Source organism: Jatrophihabitans fulvus (genome assembly GCF_054781375.1).
Genome location: NZ_BAAGUN010000001.1, coordinates 15,745 through 31,031 on the forward strand (window position 1 = coordinate 15,745; position 15,287 = coordinate 31,031).

The 15,287-nt window shown below is 72.9% G+C and carries 17 protein-coding genes and 1 tRNA gene; 8 read left to right on the top strand and 10 right to left on the bottom strand.

The window, feature by feature from the left end; genetic code table 11:
- The first annotated feature begins 4 nt into the window (after positions 1–4).
- Genes ACYVP9_RS00095 through ACYVP9_RS00105 form a run of 3 tightly spaced genes read left to right on the top strand, consistent with a single transcriptional unit; the run spans position 5 to position 3,401 of the window.
- Positions 5–1,219 carry a Dabb family protein gene (locus tag ACYVP9_RS00095; protein ID WP_460602647.1) on the top strand — a complete coding sequence of 405 codons (1,215 nt, stop codon included), beginning with the start codon at positions 5–7 and terminating at the stop codon, positions 1,217–1,219.
- Positions 1,183–2,421 carry a hypothetical protein gene (locus ACYVP9_RS00100; RefSeq protein WP_460602648.1) on the top strand — a complete coding sequence of 413 codons (1,239 nt, stop codon included), beginning with the start codon at positions 1,183–1,185 and terminating at the stop codon, positions 2,419–2,421. Before ACYVP9_RS00095 ends, ACYVP9_RS00100 begins: the two co-directional genes overlap by 37 nt.
- Positions 2,418–3,401 (top strand): TauD/TfdA family dioxygenase, encoded by a 984-nt coding sequence (locus ACYVP9_RS00105; protein ID WP_460602649.1) that lies wholly within the window; start codon positions 2,418–2,420, stop codon positions 3,399–3,401. The genes ACYVP9_RS00100 and ACYVP9_RS00105 overlap by 4 nt, the downstream gene beginning before the upstream one ends.
- 39 nt (positions 3,402–3,440) lie before the next feature.
- Here the strand turns inward: ACYVP9_RS00105 and ACYVP9_RS00110 are convergent, their stop codons facing one another.
- The 6 genes from ACYVP9_RS00110 to ACYVP9_RS00135 form a co-directional block, all read right to left on the bottom strand.
- Entirely contained in the window at positions 3,441–3,908 is a 468-nt protein-coding gene (locus ACYVP9_RS00110) for a VOC family protein (protein WP_460602650.1), read from the bottom strand.
- A gap of 24 nt (positions 3,909–3,932) precedes the next feature.
- Positions 3,933–5,321, bottom strand: coding sequence for an amidohydrolase family protein (locus ACYVP9_RS00115; protein WP_460602651.1), 1,389 nt, complete (start codon positions 5,319–5,321; stop codon positions 3,933–3,935).
- Complete coding sequence (locus ACYVP9_RS00120) at positions 5,318–6,343, bottom strand: methyltransferase family protein (RefSeq protein WP_460602652.1); 1,026 nt, start codon at positions 6,341–6,343, stop codon at positions 5,318–5,320. The genes ACYVP9_RS00115 and ACYVP9_RS00120 overlap by 4 nt, the downstream gene beginning before the upstream one ends.
- Positions 6,340–7,371 carry a zinc-binding dehydrogenase gene (locus ACYVP9_RS00125; protein WP_460602653.1) on the bottom strand — a complete coding sequence of 344 codons (1,032 nt, stop codon included), beginning with the start codon at positions 7,369–7,371 and terminating at the stop codon, positions 6,340–6,342. Before ACYVP9_RS00125 ends, ACYVP9_RS00120 begins: the two co-directional genes overlap by 4 nt.
- 195 nt (positions 7,372–7,566) lie before the next feature.
- The gene (locus ACYVP9_RS00130) at positions 7,567–8,484 is read right to left on the bottom strand and encodes a ribokinase (protein WP_460602654.1); all 918 of its coding nucleotides are present in this window, start codon (positions 8,482–8,484) and stop codon (positions 7,567–7,569) included.
- Between the two features lie 4 nt (positions 8,485–8,488).
- The gene (locus tag ACYVP9_RS00135; protein ID WP_460602655.1) at positions 8,489–9,559 is read right to left on the bottom strand and encodes a TauD/TfdA family dioxygenase; all 1,071 of its coding nucleotides are present in this window, start codon (positions 9,557–9,559) and stop codon (positions 8,489–8,491) included.
- Positions 9,560–9,851: 292 nt separating this feature from the next.
- Here ACYVP9_RS00135 and ACYVP9_RS00140 point away from each other — a divergent pair, with 292 nt between their 5' ends.
- Entirely contained in the window at positions 9,852–10,514 is a 663-nt protein-coding gene (locus tag ACYVP9_RS00140) for a histidine phosphatase family protein (RefSeq protein ID WP_460602656.1), read from the top strand.
- A gap of 165 nt (positions 10,515–10,679) precedes the next feature.
- On the opposite strand, the gene ACYVP9_RS00145 is transcribed toward ACYVP9_RS00140, so the two are convergent.
- Positions 10,680–10,752 (bottom strand) — tRNA-Arg (locus ACYVP9_RS00145).
- 28 nt (positions 10,753–10,780) lie between these two features.
- Positions 10,781–12,406 carry a CocE/NonD family hydrolase gene (locus ACYVP9_RS00150; RefSeq protein WP_460602657.1) on the bottom strand — a complete coding sequence of 542 codons (1,626 nt, stop codon included), beginning with the start codon at positions 12,404–12,406 and terminating at the stop codon, positions 10,781–10,783.
- A gap of 113 nt (positions 12,407–12,519) precedes the next feature.
- On the opposite strand from ACYVP9_RS00150, the gene moaC reads away from it, so the two are divergent.
- From moaC to ACYVP9_RS00170, 4 genes are read left to right on the top strand one after another with little or no spacing between them, the layout of a single operon-like run.
- Positions 12,520–12,957 (top strand): cyclic pyranopterin monophosphate synthase MoaC, encoded by a 438-nt coding sequence (gene moaC, locus ACYVP9_RS00155; RefSeq protein WP_460604253.1) that lies wholly within the window; start codon positions 12,520–12,522, stop codon positions 12,955–12,957.
- Positions 12,954–13,442: a MogA/MoaB family molybdenum cofactor biosynthesis protein gene (locus tag ACYVP9_RS00160; RefSeq protein WP_460602658.1), complete on the top strand. Its 489-nt coding sequence runs from the start codon at positions 12,954–12,956 to the stop codon at positions 13,440–13,442. The genes moaC and ACYVP9_RS00160 overlap by 4 nt, the downstream gene beginning before the upstream one ends.
- A 4-nt stretch (positions 13,443–13,446) precedes the next feature.
- On the top strand, positions 13,447–13,890 hold the full coding sequence (locus ACYVP9_RS00165; RefSeq protein WP_460602659.1) for a molybdenum cofactor biosynthesis protein MoaE: 444 nt from the start codon (positions 13,447–13,449) through the stop codon (positions 13,888–13,890).
- Entirely contained in the window at positions 13,887–14,063 is a 177-nt protein-coding gene (locus tag ACYVP9_RS00170; protein ID WP_460602660.1) for a hypothetical protein, read from the top strand. The genes ACYVP9_RS00165 and ACYVP9_RS00170 overlap by 4 nt, the downstream gene beginning before the upstream one ends.
- Positions 14,064–14,069: 6 nt before the next feature.
- Here the strand turns inward: ACYVP9_RS00170 and mscL are convergent, their stop codons facing one another.
- Complete coding sequence (gene mscL / locus ACYVP9_RS00175; RefSeq protein ID WP_460602661.1) at positions 14,070–14,504, bottom strand: MscL family protein; 435 nt, start codon at positions 14,502–14,504, stop codon at positions 14,070–14,072.
- Positions 14,505–14,560: 56 nt separating this feature from the next.
- Positions 14,561–15,232, bottom strand: a complete 672-nt coding sequence (locus tag ACYVP9_RS00180) for a CpaB family protein (RefSeq protein WP_460602662.1) — start codon at positions 15,230–15,232, stop codon at positions 14,561–14,563.
- Positions 15,233–15,287: the final 55 nt, after the last annotated feature.

Below are 15,287 nucleotides of genomic sequence, written 5' to 3' on the forward strand. Positions count from 1 at the left end.
TCGAATGATCCGACACACCCTGTCGTGGCGGTTCAAGGACGACGTCGACGCCGCCACCCGCGAGGACGTGCTCGCGCAGCTGCGCACGTTCCCCGACGTCTACCCGGTCATGCGCAACTGGTCGCTCGGCGACAACATGAGCACCCGCGACCGCACGTTCGCCCACACGATGGCGATCGACTTCGACGACGAGGCCGACCTGCAGTCGTACCTGACCAGCGACTCGCACGAACGCTTCGTGCGCGAGGTCTGGCGCCCGGTGATCGAGCAGCAGGCGATCACCGCCTACGAGTACACACCGAGGAACAACCCAGCAGGGGGAGCAGTCGTGAGCACCCGTCCGCACGGCCCGTTCGGCATGGAGTACGCGCGCATCGAGGTCCCGGACCTCGACGCCACCATCGAGTTCCTGCAGTACCACGTGGGTCTGCAGCTCGAGCAGCGCACCGACAGCTACGCCTACCTGCGTGCCGACATCGAGCACCACGCGATCGAGCTGATCCACAACCCGTCGTTGACCGACGGTGTCACCACCGCGATCGGCTTCAGCGTCGAGAGCGAGGACGTGCTCGGGCAGCTGCAGAAGTACGTCGTCGACGCCGGCCTCGAGGTGCTCGAGTTGCAGGAGCGGCAACAGGGCTTCTGCGAGAACGGCTTCGCGGTCAAGGACCCGAACGGGCTGACCGTCGAGCTGTTCACCGAGTTCCAGGAGTACGCCGAGGCGCCGCACGTCGAGATCCGCCCGGTCGATCTCGTGCACCCGTTCCTCGTCACCCCGAAGTACGAGGAGACGGTCGCCTTCTACCGCGACGTGCTGAAGTTCCTGCCGTCCGACCACGTCGTCGGCTCGACCACCTTCATGCGCTGCGAGGACCGCTACCACCACAGCCTTGCGATCTCGCTCAACCGCGGTTCGGACGACTTCTTCGTCGCGCACCTGTGCTTCGCGATGAAGTCGCTGGACCACGTCATGCGCATGCGGGCCCGAGCGCTGTACAAGGGCGCCCCGATCGCGTCCGACATCGTCAACCACTCGGCGTCGACGTCGATCGCGTTCTACCTGCACGACACGAAGTTCGGCCCGCGCTTCGAACTGTGCGACGCGCACCGCGTGTTCACGCCCGAGGAGCACGAGACGCACCGGGCGCGTCGCATGCCCGCCGACCCGCGCAACATCGACGTGTGGCGTCCGGCGTCGGACGACTGGGGTCGGTTCTGAACGACCTCTCGAACGCCCGCGGCCTCGGGGACGTCGCCGACACCAGGTCCGACGTCCTCGACGCGCTGCAGGTCCTGGCCCGCGAACCCTCCCCGCGCGGCCGGGAGGCGGCCACCGCGCGCCGGCTGCACGACTGGGCCGCAGCGCGGTGGCCGCATCTCACCGTGCGGATCGAGCCCGTCGGTGAGCACGGGGCGAACCTGGTGGCGAGCCACGGTCCCGGGCCGTTGCTGTACTCGCACCTCGACACCTCGCTGGACGGATCGCCCCGCGACGCGTGGGTCAGTGGGCGAGACGATGCCGTCGGCCCCCTGCGTGTCGAGGGTGACGACGTCAGCGGCTTCGGGCTCACCGTCGCCCGGGCGCCCGCGGCGGCCGCGCTGGTCGCCTTCGCCGGCGCGCGGTCCGGGTCGTTGCTGCTGGCGTCCGCGGGCACGCACCGCCGCGGCAGCGGACCCACCGGGCTCGAGTACCACCTCGCGACGCACGGCCGGCCGTCGTCCGCGGTCGTCGCCAAGAGCGGGCCCGCGGGTGTGCTGTGGGAGGAACCGGGCGCGGCGTACCTGACCGTGAGGGTCACGGGGACGTTCGGCGCCGCTCTCTTCCCCGACTCCGCGGTGCCCGTCGGCGGGCTCGTGGCGCACGCCGGCGTCGTGCTCGACGGTATTGCGCGCTGGCGCGCGAACTACTTGCGGACGGAGGAGCCGCTGGGCCAGGTCGGGCCCGCGTGCGGCGTCGGTGCGATCACCGGCGGGTGGCACGACAAGCCCGACCTGCTGCCGGGCGCGCTCGAGGTCGGGGTGTACCTCGCGACCGTCCCGGGCGCGGACGTGCCCGCACTCGCCCGCGACCTCCGATATGCGCTCGCGACGGCGTGCGCCGACGGGCCGCTGGCCGGCAGCCGCGTCGACGTCGACCACGAGATCGTCCACGCCGCCGCGGGCACCCCCGCCGACGCGCCGGTCGTGCGCGCCGCGGTCAGGGCCTGGACCGACGAGTTCGGCGCCCCGGGGCGCATCGCCGACTGGGCCGGTACCACCGACGGCGTGGTGCTGCGCGGCGCGGGCGTGCCCACCGTCCGCCTCGGACCCCGCGGTCGCGCACACCCGGACGATGCGCGCCGCGACGTGCTCTCGCTCGACCAGCTCACCGGCTTCGTCCGCGTCTACCGATCCCTGCTCGACACCGGAGGTACGGCATGACCCCCTCGATCATCGGCGGCCCGGCCGCCTGGCGCGGCCCGGAGATCGCCGGACGGGACGACTGGAAGGTCGAACTCACCGACGCCCACCGCGCCGAGCTGTTGCACGCCCTCGACGCCGTGCGCGGCCGGCCCCTGCGGGAGATCACCGCGGACGACGTGCCGCTGCCGACGCTCGCGCCGGTGCTGCGGTCCGCGATGGACGACGTGGTCGACGGCCGCGGCTTCGTGCTGCTGCGCGGTGTGCCCGTCGAGGATCTCCCCATGGCCGACGTCGAGACGCTGTACTGGGGCATCGGCCGGCACCTCGGCATCCCGATCCACCAGAAGACCGAGGACGACCTGCTCGTGCACATCACGAACCAGGGCGTCGACCCGGGCGACCCGCTCGTGCGCGGGTTCCAGACCGCGACCCACCTCGACTACCACTGCGACTCGTCCGACGTCGTCGGCCTGCTGTGCGTCCGTCCGGCGAAGGAGGGCGGTGTCAGCACCATCGTCAGCTCGGTGGCCGTGCACGACGAGCTGGTCCGCCGCGACCCGGCCGCCGCCGCGCTGCTGCACGAGCAGTGGTGGCACGACCGCAAGAGCGGCGACGACATGAGCAGCTTCTTCGAGTGCAGCGTGTTCGCCGAGCGCGGCGGCAGGCTGTTCGCCCACTACGGCCGCGCCTACATGGAGTCGACGAGCCGGCACCCCGACATCCCCGCGCTCGCGCCCGAGCGGCTCGCCGCGCTCGACGCCCTGGACGCGCTCACCAACTCGCCGGAGTTCGTGCTCGACATGCACTTCCGTCCGGGTGACATCCAGTTGCTGAACAACTACACGGTCATGCACGCGCGGACGAGCTACGTCGACTTCCCCGAACCCGAACGCAAGCGCGACCTCGTCCGGCTGTGGCTCGTGGTCGACCGCGACCTCGGCCTGCCGGACGACTTCGCCGCGGCCGGCATCGTGCCGCGCGACGTCGCGCTCGCCTGACGGCGGGCGGCTGCGGCCACCCGCCGTCGGCAGGCGGCCTCAGCCCCAGAGCTCGGTGATGGTCGCGAAGACCTTCTGGTTGTGCGAGAACTCGACGGTGTTGCCGTCCGGGTCCTTGACCGCGCAGATGTAACCGATGTGGGCGGCCATGTCCATCGGCTCCCACTCGAGCGCGCCGAGGGCGCGGGCCTTGTCGGCGACGGCGTCGACGTCCTCGCGGTTCGGCAGCTCGATGCCGAGGTGCGCGAACGGCGCGAGCGTCGTGGCCTTCTTGCCCGGCTCGATGCCGAAGCGCTTGCCGATCTCGGGCTCGAACTCGGCGAGCACGAGCACGAAGGGGGTCTCGACCTGACCCTTGTTCGACAGCCACGCGCCGCGGCCGTTGTCGTCGACGTTCTTGGTGACGAGCACCAGCGGCGTGACGGAGGTGTAGAACTCGATCGAGGCGTCGAGGTCGGTGACGGGCAGGGCCACGTGCGTCCAGCGCGGTTCGGTCAGCTGAGCCATGGGATTTCCTCTCGGATAAGGGATTCAGACGGTGGGCCACTTGGCCCGGTCGGGCAGGCCGGAGCGACGGCGGATGCCCTCGCCGGCGCGCTGGGCGCGTTCGAGCAGGTCGAACTCGTCCAGCGTGGTGCAGCGGTAGTCCTCGACGACGCGACGGCCACCGACGAAGACGGTGTGCACCCCGCGGCCGTCCGCCGACCAGACGAGCTGGTTGGCGACGTTGTGCAGCGGCCGCCACTCCGGACGGTCGGTGTCGTGCAGCACGAGGTCGGCGTGCTTGCCGACCTCGATCGAGCCGAGCGTGTCCGCCTCCTGCACGCCCTTGGCCCCGTTGCGGGTGGCCATGGCGAACGCGTCCTCGGCGGGGAAGATCGTCGCGTCGCGGCGGGCGTCCTTGAACAGGCCGGCGACGAGGTACGTCGCGCGCATGAGGTCGTGGTAGTTGGACGCGTTGTTGCCGTCGGTGCCGATCGCGACGTTCACGCCGGCCTCGACCATCTCGGGGAACTTGCCGATCTGCGTGACGCCGTAGCTGACCTTGAGCGCGGTCGTCGGGCAGTGCGAGACGCTCGTGCCGGTCTCGGCGAGCAGCCGGATCTCCTCGTCGTCGACGTGCACGGCGTGGGTCAGGATCACGTTGTCGCCCAGCACCCCCAGCTCGTTCAGGTGCACCATCGGACGCTGCCCGAACGCGGCGAGGAAGCCCTCGGGGTCCATCGCCGCGGGGGACATGTGAAAGCTCAACCCGGTGCCGTGCTGCACCGACAGCTGCTTGGCCGCCTTCCACAGCTCGTCGCTGCAGCAGGTGTGGCCGATGATGATCGGCCACGCCTGGACCCGTCCGTCGTGGGCGGACCCGTACCGGTTCATCGCGTCCTCGAGGGTCGCGATGGCGGTGTCGGTGTCCATGCGCAGGGCCTCGTAGTCCTGCACCTGGTCCCACGCCCACGGGCCGACGCGGGCGCGGATGCCGATCTCGCCGAGACCCTCGACGACCGGGTCGATGAAGCGGACGGTGCCCGCCTCGAGGAACGTCGTCGTCCCCGACTTCAGCATCTCCAGCGCGGCGAGCTGGGCCGAGATCTTCTCGTCCTCCTCGCTGTAGTGCGTGTGGATCGGCGTCAGCCACTCGAAGACGTTCTCGATGAACGGGGTGTCGTCCGGCACGAAGCCGCGGGTGAGCGGTTCGCCGGTGGCGTGCACGTGGGTGTTGATCAGTCCGGGCGTGACGACGAAGCGGCGTCCGTCGATCACGTCGTCGCTGTGCCACTCGGCGGTGACGTCGGCCGTCTTGCCGACGGCGGCGATCGCGCCGTCGACGATCGCGACGGCGCCGTCGCTGATCACGCGGCGGCCGTCGTCCATGGTCACCACGAGCGTGTTCGTGATGACGGTGTCTGCGGGTCGGGTCATGCGGTTCCTCCGGTCTCGGATTCGCGGACGAGCACGTGCACGCGCTGGCGGGGGACGGGCTCGACGACCGTGGCGGTGCGTGCGCCGTGCGCGGCGCACCAGCCGTCCAGGGCGGCCTCGGTGACGCCGCGTCCCCGCGTCGAGGCGCGCATGGTGAGCGCGAGCGTGAGCTCGTGCCCGGCGGCGCGGTACTCGTCCCCCGTCCCGCCGTCGTCGGGGCGGAAGTAGTCGGCCACGAGCAGCACCCCACCGGGCCGCAGCAGGCCGAGGGCACGGTCGACCAGCGCCCGGGCCCGGCGGGTGTCCTCGGCGCGCAGTACGTGGGCGAGCACGACGACGTCCGCGGTGTCGACCGGCAGCGCCACGCTGAGGTAGTCGCCGCCGACGAGCGTCACGTCGCGCCCGCGCAGCCGCGGACGGGCGATGTGCAGCACGTGCGGCAGGTCGACGCCCACCCCGCGGGCGGACGCCGTCAGCGCCTCGAGCCACGCGCCGGAACCGCAGCCGAGGTCGACGACGGTGCCCGTGCCGTCCCAGAGACCGCGTTCGCGCAGCTCGCGGGCCACGCCGGCCGCGACGGCCGACTGCGTCGCCGCCGTGGCCGACACCAGGTCGGGGTACATCGCCTCGAGGTCGTCGCGCACCGTGCCCTCGGGGACACCCGTGCGCAGCGTGGCCGCCAACGCGGGCCAGGCGTGGTGCGGGCCGGGGGAGCGGTGCACGAGCGTGGCCATCGAGGCCGGCGACGACGACACGAGGAAGCGGCGCGCCACCGGGGTCAGCTCCCACCGCTCGCCGTCGGTGTCGAGGAAGCCCTTCGCGGCGAGCAGCTGCGCGAGCAGCGTGAGGTCCTCGGCGTCCTGCACGCCGAGCGAGCCGGCGAGCGTCGCCGCGTCGGCCGGCGCGCGGTCGAGCGCGTCGAACACCCCGAGTTCGACGGCCGCGCTCAGCGCCCAGTAGCCGGCGAGGCCGTTGACGACGTCCCAGACCGGGGCGGGACTCGTGGGCGGGCCGGACGTCACGGGCGCAGCACGATCTTGCCGGCGGCGCGCCGCGACTCGAGGTGCTCCTGCGCCGCCCGAGCCTCGACGAGCGGGAATTCGCTGTCGATCGGGGTCACGAAGTCGCCCGCCCAGTACTGCTCGAGCACGGGCGCGAACTCGGCGCGGTCGTACGGGTCGGACCCGAGCAGCTGCAGGCCGAAGTGGTAGGCGTAGACGATGTTGGTGGACACGGTGTCCCCGGTCGTGTTGCCGAAGAACACCAGACGCCCCCGCGGCGCCAGGCTGTAGACGCCGGCGTCCCAGGTGGCGGGCCCGACGTGGTCGAGCACGAGGTCGACGCCGCGGCCGTCGGTCTCGGCGCGGACGCGTCCGACGATGTCCTCGCTCGAGGTGTCGATGACGACGTCGGCGCCGAGCCTGCTGACGTACTCGGCCTTCTCGGGACGCCCGACGGTCGAGATGACCCGCATGCCGGCGGCCTTGGCCAGCTGCACGGCGGCGGTGCTCACTCCGCTGGCACCGGCGTGGATGAGCACCGACTCGCCGGCGGCGGCCCGACCGGTGACGTGCAGGGCGTGGTGCGCGGTCAGCCAGATGGTCGGCAGCACGGCTGCCTCGGTCAGCGAGCGGTCGTCCGGCACCCGCATCAGGTTCGCGACGGGGGCGAGCACGTAGTCGGCGTAGCCGCCGGGCCGCGTCGCGCCGATGACCGCGGTGGCCGCGCACTGCCCGTCCCGTCCGGACGCGCACGTCGGGCAGCTGTCGCACGGCACGGCGGGGTTGACCACGACCCGTGCCCCGACTTCGAACGGCCCGTCCGCACTGCCGACCGCCTCGACCACGCCGGCCACGTCCATTCCGGCGGTGTGCGGCAGCGCGAAACCGGGGATGAGCGCGGGACCGCGCCGCTGCAGCACGTCGAGGTGGTTGAGCGAACAGGCCTCGACGCGCACCAACGCCTCGCCGGGACCGGGCTCGGGGACGGGCACGTCGTCGACCACCAGGGTGTCGAGTCCGCCGTGCACGTGGTGTCTGACCGCTCGCATGTACCGCTCCGTCCGCTCGGATCCCGTGCCGGGCGGTCGCACACCGGTGCCGGCATGCAACGGGCGATGCATCGGCGGACGCTGCCGCCGGGCAGACGGTGGCCTGTTGCCTGCCTCCGTCGCCGCCGAGGCTAGGCCGGATCGCCGACCACCGTCAACACCCTGCGAGACGACGTCCCGCGGCGTGTCGAACTCTTACGCGACGAAGGCCTCGCGCACAGCGGCGTCGTCCGGCAGGAACCCGCGCGCGCCCGCGGCGGTCGTGGACAGCGCCGCCGCGACGACGGCGTAGGCCGCGGCGTCCGCGAGCGACGCACCCTGCGCGAGCGACACCGACAGGGCGCCGCAGAAGCAGTCACCGGCACCGGTGGTGTCGACGGCCGTCACCGACGGCGGCGGCACGAGCCGGTGCGGACCGTCCTCGGGCACGACGAGCGCGCCGCGGGCACCGAGGGTGACCACCACCCCGCGGACCCCCACCGCGCGGGCGGCGTCGGCGATCTCGTCGTCGGACGCGAACCCGTCCCGCCCGGCCAGCCGCGCCAGCTCGCCCTCGTTGGGGACGAGCACGTCGACCCGCTCGAGCAGCGGGCCGGGCAGCTCCTGCATCGGGGCCGGGTTGAGCACGACCGTGCCGGACGCCGCCGCGGCGGCCGCGATGGCCGTCCGCATCGGCACCTCGAGCTGCAGCAGCACGACGGCGGCCGAGCGCACGGCCGGCACGCGGACGTCGTCGGTGGTCAGGCTCGCGTTCGCGCCGGGCGCGACGAGGATGAGGTTCTCGCCGGTGCCGTCCTCGACCGCCACGGTGGCGGTGCCGCTGGGCACGCCCTCGGTCGCGACGACACCGGCGACGTCGACACCGCGACCGGCCAGGTCGCGCACGAGCGAGGCGCCCGCCTCGTCCGCCCCGACCCGGCCGATCATGGCGACGTGCGGGCTCAGCGCCGCCGCGGCGGCGGCCTGGTTGGCACCCTTGCCGCCGGGACCGGTGGCCGTCGACGTCGCGATCACCGTCTCGCCGCGCCCCGGCAGGGACGCGACGCCGACGACGATGTCGAGGTTCAGGCTGCCGACCACGGCGACCGCGGGCGGCCGCGCGTGCGCAGCCACGAGGTCAGTTGCCGAACTCGTCGTTGATGCGGACGGCGTCGGCGATGCGGAACCGGCCGCCCTCCTTCAGCGGCGTGCTCGGCTCGCCCATGACCACGACGTGCTTGCCGAACTTGTCGACCAGCGGACGTCCGACGTCGCGCTTGAGCCACAGCCGCAGCAGGTGCCGGCGACGCTCGGGCTCGGGGAAGTCGGTGTAGCTCGTGCGCGAGTGCAGCGCCGCGTAGTTGAGCAGCCACTGCACGTCGCCGGGCTGGAAGTTCATGTCGATGGGCAGGCCGGGCTCCTGCGAGATCTCGTCGAACAGGTGCAGCACCTCGACCTGCTCGGGCGTCAGCTTCGGCACGCCCGGGTAGTCCTGCGCGCTGAAGATCATCGACATGCCGGCGTAGGTGCTGAACGTGCCGTCGACGTAGCTGATGACCGGCGAGCTGTAGGTCAGCTCGGGGGAGTCGGGGTCCTGCCGGCGCCAGTCCCAGTGGAACGGCTCGAACAGCAGCGGCGCCAGCTCGGGCCGGCGCTTGAGGATCTCGTTGTAGATCGTGGTGCCGCTGACGAGGCTGGACGCGCCGCCCTCCTTCGCCCCCCGCAGGCACATCAGCGCCACGACGTCGGAGCTGTCGGAGTGGAACGGCAGGCGATCGCGGATGCGCGAGGGCAGCGCGCCCGGGTCGTCCATCGTCTTGTTCGACGTCGCGACGACGTGGTCGAGCAGGTCGCCCATCTGGTTCTGGCCGATGGGCCGGCCCAGGTGCAGGCCCATGACGAAGAAGATGGCGGCGGCGAGGACGTCGCCGTACTCCTGCGTCTTCAGGCCGCGGACGAGGATGAAGCCGCGGCCGGAGTCCATCTGCCGGGCGCACTCGTCGTTCAGGGCGGTGCAGGCGTCGAACGGGTAGTCGGCGGCGGTGACGGTGCGCAGGTCGGGGTCGTCCTCGACGAACCGGCGGCCGAGGGCCTCGAGCTCGGCGAGCTCGGCCTCGGACAGCTCGTAGATCCAGTCGGTGCGCTGCGACAGCTCGTCACCGCGCCAGGCGGACGGTCCGGAGATGGGCTGCAGGTCGATCGTGGTCATGTCGGTGCTCTCTTCGCGTAGGGACGTGCTCGGGACGGACCGGTGGTGCTGAGCTGTCGTCCCGGACTAGAAGGGCGTCTGGGGATCGCCGGCGGCAGTGCCCGGTCGCATCCCCTCACGCGGCGGCGTGTGGCGCAAGGGCTCTGCATAGCCCGTGGCCGTGACGCCTGCCCGCATGACGATTCCTTCCCGACGCGTGTCCGCCCAGGCTAGTTGTGGTTCCGAAAGCTCGTCAACGGGCGAGACGCCGTTTCGTCCTGTGATCTACCCGTGGCGGGTAGTCTGCGGTGCCATGAGCTCCGGCCCGCCGCGGTGGTTCCCGCCGAACGAGCAGGCGACACGGGTCTTCATGGTGCGGCACGGCTCGACCGAGCACTCGCTGAGCGGACGGTTCTCCGGGCGCAACGATCTTCCGCTGGACGAACGCGGCCGAGGCCAGGCCCGGGCGATCGCCCACCACATCGCGGGGCTCGGCGGCATCGACGCCATCGTCTCCTCACCGCTGCGGCGCGCCCGCGAGACGGCCGCCGCCATCGCGGCGCGCACGGGCGCCGTCGTCGACGTGCACGACGACCTCATCGAGTCCGAGTTCGGCGAGTGGGAGGGCCTCTCGATCGACGAGGTGCATGTCGCCTGGCCCGAGCTGCTCGCGACCTGGCTCGACGGTGCCGACGTCGCCCCGCCGAAGGGCGAGTCGTTCGCCCAGGTCGAGTCCCGCACGCTGCGTGGGCTGCGCGAGATCGTCGACGCCCGGCGCGGGCAGACGATCGTGCTCGTCTCGCACGTGACGCCGATCAAGACGCTGCTGCGGCTCGCGCTGGGCTCGCCGCAGGAGACGATGTTCCGCTTCCACCTCGACACCGCGTCGCTGTCGATCGTCGACTACTACGACGACGGCACGAGTTCGGTGCGCACGATCAACAATGCCGAGCACCCCGACCCGGGCCCGCTCTAGCGGTCCGGGGCCGTGCCCGCCTCGCGCGGGGGGAATGCAGGTGCATCGCGAGACGGGACGGCGCTCGCGAGCCGGCAGGGCCGCGTCCAGCGTGCGCCCGGTCACACCGCGATGCAACCGGCCGTTCGGACGGTCACGGGTGCGTTCGCGCGACGGACGATCGGGTGCCCCCGGCAGGATTCGAACCTGCGACACCAGCTTTAGGAGAGCTGTGCTCTATCCCCTGAGCTACGAGGGCGGGGACGGGTCAACCCTAACGGGCGCCGCTAGCCGACCGGCACGCTCAGGGCGGCGGGACGGGCGGCGCTCGACGACAACGTGAGCGTCGAGCCGGCAGCGGCGGCCTGGTACCAGCGCGGCTCGACGGTGTCGACGACGACGGTGAGGAAGCGTCCCGGGGCGAGGGTCCAGTCGATGGGTTCGAGGTCGAAGGCGACCGACTTTGCGCGGTTCTGCGACAAGCCGGTGGCGGTGAACGGCGTCGTGCTCATCAGGTACCCGGTGCCGTCGCTGCCGGTGTCGTACAAATACGCGAACACGGTGGCCTGCGGCGACGACGACGCGACGTCGAGGGTCAGCCGCGGCGAACCCAGTAAGCGGGTGGCCGACGGCACCGCCCCCGCGTTCCAGACGAAGGCCGCGTCCGGCGAGAGTCGCGCGGGGCGCACCGCGGGCACGCGGTACTGGGCGGACGGCACGAACTGGCTCGCGCCCGCGGTCGCGGCGGAATCGGTGCCCGTCGTCAGCGAGGCCCGCCAGGCGGTGGCCGTGCCGCCCGCGGACACGCCGGTGGGCGCGGGGGCGCCCAGCGCCAGCGCGACGCGCTTCGCCCGCGGCCAGGCCGCGTACGTGTGCACCTCTCGGGTGGTGACGTCCTGCAGCTGCACCCGCGGCTGCGCGTCGATGCCGTTCGGGTCGCCCTGCAGGTGGTGCGCGAGCCAGGCGTACGCGGCGTCGCCGGTGCGGCTCGAGCGGCCCGCGAGCATGTCGCTCTCGGGTCCGCCGTGGTCGCCGATCGACAGCTGCAACCGCTTCGGGCCCGCGAGCCGGTCGAAGAAGGGGACGAGCGGGGCGGGGGCGAGCAGCGAGTCCTGCCAGCCGCTGGCGAGCATGATCGCGGGCCGGCTGCGGTTCAACCCGTCGAGGTGGGTGACCGGCGAGCGGGGTCTCGCGAACGACACCAGCTCACCGGCGTTGCCGAACGGGTCGGCCTTCAGGTCGGCGCCGAGCCTCGTCAGCTCGCTGTCGACGCGGGCGTTCGACAGCAGCCCGCCGAGTCCGAGCACGCTCGTCGTGTCGTGGGGGTGGAACACGGCCGCCAGGTCGGACCATCCGCTGAACGCGACGACCGCCCGCACCCGGGGATCCTGGGCGGCGGTGAGCAGCGAGACGACCGCGCCGTAGGAGACACCGAGCATGCCGATGTGCGCCGGGTCGGCGGCGGTGTTGCGCACCGCCCAGTCGATGACCGTTCGCGCGTCGCGCTGGGTGCGGGGGCCGGCCAGGTCGATGCGTCCGCCGGAGTTCTCGAACCCGCGCTGCGTGTAGGACACCGTCGCGAACCCGGACGCGGTGAGCTGTTTCGCGATCGCCGCGTACTGCTCGGACGTCGAGCCGTAGCTCGAGGGCATGACCACCAGGGGATGTCGTCCGCCGCCGGACGGCCGCGTGACCTGGGCGCCGAGTTCGACGCCGTCGCTCATGGTGATCGGCACCGCGCCGCGTACGGAGTCGACGGGCTTCTGCCCGCCGCCGTCACGGGTGACGACCAGGCCCACCGCGAGCGCGGCGACGAGCACCGCGACCGCGCCGACGACCAGCAGCGGCACGTTCAGCCGCCGGGTCCCCGAGGCGGGCGAGGGCCGCGGGGCGGGAGGCGGTGTCGGCGACATCGCGTCCCATCATCGCTGCCGCGGCTCCGTGCCGCCCGCCGCGACTACCCTCGGGTGCCGTGCCCGATGCCACGCCTGCCCTGACCCATGTCGACGAGCGCGGAGCCGCCCGCATGGTCGACGTGTCGGCCAAGGACGTCACCGTGCGCACCGCGTCCGCGGCGGGCCGGTTCGAGACCACGGCCGAGGTGATCGGCCTGCTGCGCCGTGACGGGCTGCCCAAGGGCGACGCGCTGGCGGTCGCCCGTATCGCCGGCATCGCCGCGGCGAAACGCACGCCCGATCTCGTGCCGCTGTGCCACCCCGTCGCGCTGCACGGGGTCAGCGTCGAGCTCGAGCTCGGCGACAGCTGGGTCGACATCACCGCCACGACGCGGACGGCCGACCGCACCGGCGTCGAGATGGAGGCACTGACGTCCGTGGTCACCGCCGGGCTCGCGCTCTACGACATGACCAAGGCGGTCGACCGCGCGGCCCGGCTGACCGACGTCCGGCTGCTCGCGAAGGACGGCGGGCGGACGGGCAGCTGGCGGGCGGAGGGCGCGTCGTGATCGCCGCCGTCATCACCTGCTCGAACCGATCGGCATCGGGTGAGCGGGCCGACGACAGCGGACAACTGCTGGCCGACGGCCTGGCCGCGCTCGGGCACGAGGTGGTGCTGCGGCGCATCGTGCCCGACGACGTCGAGGCGATCAGGGCCGCCGTCCGCGAGGCGCTGGCGGCCGCGGCGCAGGTGATCGTCACGACCGGGGGCACCGGGCTGACCCCCACCGACGTCACGCCCGAAGCGGTCGCGCCGCTGCTCGACCGGGATATCCCCGGCATCGCCGAGACGTTGCGCGCGGTGTCGCGCGACCGCCTGCCGACCACGGTGCTCTCGCGCGGGGTCGCCGGCGCGATCGGTGCGACGCTGGTGGTCACGCTGCCCGGCTCGCCGGGCGGGGTGAGGGACGGTCTCGCCGTGCTCGAGCCGCTGCTCGACCACGCCGTCGACCAGTTGGCCGGTGGCGACCACCGCCCGGGCGGAGGAGTCTGAACCGATGAGCGAGACCGTGACCACCCGTGAGGTCGTGCGCCTGCTGTCGGTGTCCGACCGTCCGCTCGACGTCGCCGCGCACGAGCGGGCCGCGGACGACGACCGGGCGGGTGCCCAGGTGACGTTCGCCGGCGTGGTGCGCGACCACGACCACGGACGCCGGGTGGTCGAGCTGGAGTACGAGGGACATCCGAGCGCCGAGCAGGTGCTGCGCGAGGTCGCGGACGAGATCGCGGCCGATGCCGACGTGCTCGCCGTGGCGGTGAGCCACCGGGTCGGGATGCTCGCGATCGGTGACGTGGCCCTGGTCGCCGTGGTGTCGACCGCCCACCGGGGCGCGGCCTTCGCGGCGTGTCAGCGCCTGGTCGACGAGGCGAAGGCGCGGCTGCCGATCTGGAAGCGGCAGGTGTTCACCGACGGCACCGACGAGTGGGTCGACTGCCCGTGAGCGAGCCGCCCGCCCGTCCGCGTCGGGACACCCGCGACGACGACCCGGTGCTGCCGGACGTCACCGAGGACGAACGCGACCGCGGATGGGGCGACGACCTGCACCGTGGCGGTGACGGCGGCGACCGCGACGCCGAGTGGTACCGGCGCCAGCGGCCGCCCCACCACGAGTAGGCGCGCCTAGATCTGCTTGGTGGGACCACCCTGCTGCGCCTGCAGCAGGTCGCGGATCTGCTCGAGCAGCAGGATGTCCTCGGACTTCGGGGTCGGGTCGGGCTCGCCCTTGGCCGTCTTCGCCGCGCGGCGCTCCTGGATCTTGTTCATGGGCACCACGATCAGGAAATAGACGACGGCCGCGGTGACGAGGAACGCGATGATCGCGTTGATCACGGACGAGAAGTTGACGAACGTGTTCTTGGCCAGCTCGGCGTTGTCGTCGCGGATCGAGAAGCCGAGGCCGTTGACGTTGGTGCCTCCGGCCGAGTTCACCAGCGGCTTGATGATGGCGTCGACGACTCCGCTCACGACCGCCTGGAACGCCGTGCCGATGACGACGGCGATCGCCAGCTCGACGACGTTGCCGCGCATGATGAAGTCCCTGAAGCCCTTGATCATCGTGTCTGCCTCCACTGTCGGTAGGCGGCGCCCACGGCCGCCGGTCGAAGCAGAGCCTAGGGCTGCTGGGCAACGGCCGTGAACCGCCACGACCCGCCCATACCGGCCAATCTCGCGGCGACCTCCGGTGTCACGGCGACGATCACCCGGCACCCCGCCGGGTCGGCCACACCGCCGGACCCCGCGGGCGGCAGCACGGCGAGCACCCGGACACCGGACGCCGCCCGGGTCGCACCCGCCTCCCGCCCGTGCGCGGGTGGGCCGCCGACCGACCCGCCGGACGGGTCGAGCGGTACGGCGATCAGGTCGATGCGTCCGCCGGGCGCCACGAGCCCGCGCACGTCGCCGGTCAGCTCGAGCGGCAGCGCGACCGACCCGGCGGGCAGGCCGGCGGTGAGGGCGGTGTCGACGAGGCGGAGCGGCAGGACCGCCTCGCGCACCGCGATCGGCCCCGCGACCACCCGGCCGAGCAGCGGCCCGGCCCGCGCCGCCGCCCCCGGCGGTGCCTGCGCCCGCGCCCACCGGGCCACGGTGAGGTCGCGGGACGTGAGGTGGTGGCCGGCGGCGAGCGGCCGGGCGGCGACGACGACCGGCACGCCGTGTGCCGGCGCCGCCGCGCCCGAGCCGGCGCCGTCGAGAGCCGACACCGCGGCCAGCAACAGGCACGCGGCGGCGGCGAGCAGCCGGGGCACGCGGCCGATGCCGGCCAGGTGCAGGCGCAGGGACATGGCAGCGACGCTAGGCCGCGCGCCGGGCCGTCCGCCCGTCCCCGGCGGCGGTTGT